At 67.9% G+C, this 2,807-nt stretch carries 4 protein-coding genes and 1 pseudogene; 3 read left to right on the forward strand and 2 right to left on the reverse strand.

What is annotated here, in order from left to right:
• Positions 1-333: pseudogene (locus Z164_RS21140) on the reverse strand (elements of external origin); the annotation flags it as partial.
• A 120-nt stretch (positions 334-453) separates the two neighbouring features.
• Between Z164_RS21140 and Z164_RS0119495 the strand changes: the two are divergent.
• The 3 genes from Z164_RS0119495 (at position 454) to Z164_RS0119505 (ending at position 1,609) form a co-directional block, all read left to right on the forward strand.
• A complete protein-coding gene (locus Z164_RS0119495) occupies positions 454-720 on the forward strand; it encodes a hypothetical protein (RefSeq protein ID WP_024892302.1) in 267 nt (88 codons plus the stop codon).
• A gap of 93 nt (positions 721-813) precedes the next feature.
• A complete protein-coding gene (locus Z164_RS0119500) occupies positions 814-1,059 on the forward strand; it encodes a hypothetical protein (RefSeq protein ID WP_019562355.1) in 246 nt (81 codons plus the stop codon).
• A 34-nt stretch (positions 1,060-1,093) separates the two neighbouring features.
• On the forward strand, positions 1,094-1,609 hold the full coding sequence (locus tag Z164_RS0119505) for a DUF3489 domain-containing protein (RefSeq protein WP_024892303.1): 516 nt from the start codon (positions 1,094-1,096) through the stop codon (positions 1,607-1,609).
• On the opposite strand, the gene Z164_RS0119510 is transcribed toward Z164_RS0119505, so the two are convergent.
• A partial coding sequence (locus tag Z164_RS0119510; protein WP_024892304.1) for a site-specific DNA-methyltransferase occupies positions 1,560-2,807 on the reverse strand: 1,248 nt, incomplete at its 5' end. The two genes, Z164_RS0119505 and Z164_RS0119510, sit on opposite strands and share 50 nt — an antisense overlap.

The following is a 2,807-nucleotide window of genomic DNA, read 5'->3' on the forward strand; positions in this document are numbered from 1 at the left end:
GACCAGTTCGCCCTTGAGGCGCGCCAGCCGCACCTTGTTGGTCTGCGCCTTGACCACCTCGTTGACCGTGCGCGCCTGCACGAGCGTGGTGCCGCCTGCGGGCAGGCCGGTGGCGAGGTTGGGGGCCGGATCCTCCGCCACCCGCACCTTCACGGTCCGGGAGCCCGTTCCCGCCTTCGGCGGCTCGGAGTTCCGGGTCCAGTCGCGGTCGGCCCGGTCTGGGTCGATGGTGCCGTCCGCCTCGGGCGTGATGCGCCCGGTGCGGATGGCCTTGTGCACGGCGGTGTCCGATACCCCACGGTGGCGGGCGTAGGCGCGAATCGAGATGCCCATGGCCCTTTTCGATCAAGTCATCGTCAGTTCTTGGCCAACACCCGCAGAAAACGCTTGGCTTCACGGGCGAACAGCGCGTTCATCACGTCACCCCGAACCACCCGATCGAAAGGACGCCCGATGAACCCCCACATCCCCGACCTTCTCGCCACCAAGCTCGCCGAGGCCGCCCTGACCGTGCTGGTGCGCACTTGCCGCAAGGAGGTGGCCGCCGCCAGCCGCGACGAGCTCGAAGCCGCCTGCGTCGCCATGCGCGCCCAGGCACGCCCGGCCATCGACCGCTTGCTCGACGACGCCCGCGCCGCACCCTGGGTGGCCGAAGCCGCCTTCCACGCTGCTGCCCTGGATCTCGCGCAAGCCGGCATCTCGGTGTTGCGCAAGGTCTGACGAGCAATGCGAAGCCAAGCAAGAACGCTTGGCTTCTCACGCGAACAGCGCGTTCATCACCTCACCCAATCACCACGCACCAAGGAGCAGACCATGACCCTGCGCATCCGCCAACCCCAGGTCACCGACACCAACGGAAACGCCCTCGGCACCCGCCTGATCCGAATCGAGTTCGACGAGCAAGGCCCAGCGACCGTGATGCACGACGGCCAGCGTTACGACTTCACCGGCAAGACCGGCACCCACCTCAAAACCGGCTTGGCGGTGCGCGAGATGGCCACCGCGCGCGATGCGCGCCTGTGGATCAGCCTCGATGGCGAGCACCTCTGGGAAGACTGACTCGCGCCGATCCATCCCTATCCAGGAGCAGACCATGAGCACCATCACCCTGACCCCCGCCCAGCACGCGATCCTGGCCTACGCCGTCGAGCACACCGGTGGCAAGATCGAGTGGTTCCCCGACAACGTGAAAGGCGGCGCCCGCAAGAAGGTGCTGGACGGCCTCTGCAATCGGGCCCTGATCACCACCATTGGTCCCGACTGGTTTGTCGCCGCCGACGGTTACGAGGCCCTGGGGCGCCCGCGTCCCGCGCCGGCGCCGGTGGAGGCAAACACGGATCTCGAGGCGGAGGTCGCAGCCGCCGAAGCCACCTGGGCACCGCAGCGCGCCGAGACCAAGCCCCGCACCCGCGAGAACAGCAAGCAGGCCCAAGTCATCGCGATGCTCCGGCGCCCGGAGGGCGCGACGGTGCGCCAGATCTGCGAACTCACCGGCTGGCAGGCGCACACGGTGCGCGGCACCTTTGCCAACGCCTTCAAGAAGAAGCTGGGGCTGACCATCACCTCGGACAAGCCCGAGGGCGGCGAGCGCATCTACCGGATCGCGTGATTCGATCGGAATGGGAAGCCAAGCAGAAAACGCGATCGAACGCCAGGCCATCCGATTCGCGGGTGGTCTGCTTGCCCGTCCAGTCCTGCCAGCGCCGCACGATCACGTCCGCATACTTCGGGTCGAGTTCGATCAGGCGCGCCACGCGCCCTGACTTCTCGGCGGCGATCAGGGTGGTGCCGGAACCGCCGAAGGGGTCCAGCACCACGTCGCCGGGACGACTCGAATTGCGGATCGCCCGTTCGACCAACTCCACCGGCTTCATGGTCGGGTGCAGGTCGTTCTTCTGCGGCTTCTTGATCTGCCAGACGTCGCCCTGGTCGCGGTCGCCGCACCAGTGGCGCTCCGCGCCCTCGGGCCAACCGTAGAGGATCGGCTCGTACTGGCGCTGGTAGTCGGCGCGGCCCAGCGTGAAGGTGTTCTTCGCCCAGATGATGAACGTAGACCAGTGGCCGCCGGCAGAGCGGAACGCCGCCTGCAGGGTGTCGAGCTCGCTCGACGACATGGCGACGTAGATCGCGCCGCGGGTGTGGGCAACGAGCAGCGACAGCGCGTCGTAGAGAAAGTCGTGAAAGCCTGCGCCGAGCGCGTCGTTGAGAATGGGACGGTGCTTGCCCCGCAGCTTGTCCTTGGCGCTGTTGGCGTAGTTCACGTTGTACGGCGGATCGGTGAAGACCATGTCCGCCCGCTCGCCGTCCGGGAACAGCTGCGCGTAGGCCTCTGCCGCGGTCGCATCGCCGCAGACCAGACGGTGCGGCCCCAGCCTCCAGACGTCGCCCGGCTTGGACACCGGCTCTTCCGGAATCTCCGGGACGGCGTCGTCCTCGGTCTGGCCTTCGTGCTCTGGCTCCTCACCGGCCAGTAGCTCGGCCAACGCATCGGCATCGAAACCGGTCAAATCGAGGTCGAAGCCATCGTCCTGCAGCGCCTCCAGTTCGATGCGCAGCAGGGCATCGTCCCAGGTCGCGAGTTCCGCGAGCCGGTTGTCCGCGAGCACCAGGGCGCGGCGCTGGGTCGGCGTCAGGTGATCGAGCACCACCACCGGCACGGTGGCCAGACCCAGCTTACGCGCCGCGGCAAGCCGCCCATGGCCCGCGACCAGCACACCGTCGGCGCCGGTGAGAATGGGATTGACGAAGCCGAACTCCGCGATGGAGGCCGCGATCTGGGCGATCTGCTCGTCCGAGTGCTGGCGGGC

This window comes from Luteimonas huabeiensis HB2 (assembly GCF_000559025.1).
GTDB classification, from domain to species: Bacteria; Pseudomonadota; Gammaproteobacteria; order Xanthomonadales; family Xanthomonadaceae; genus Luteimonas; species Luteimonas huabeiensis.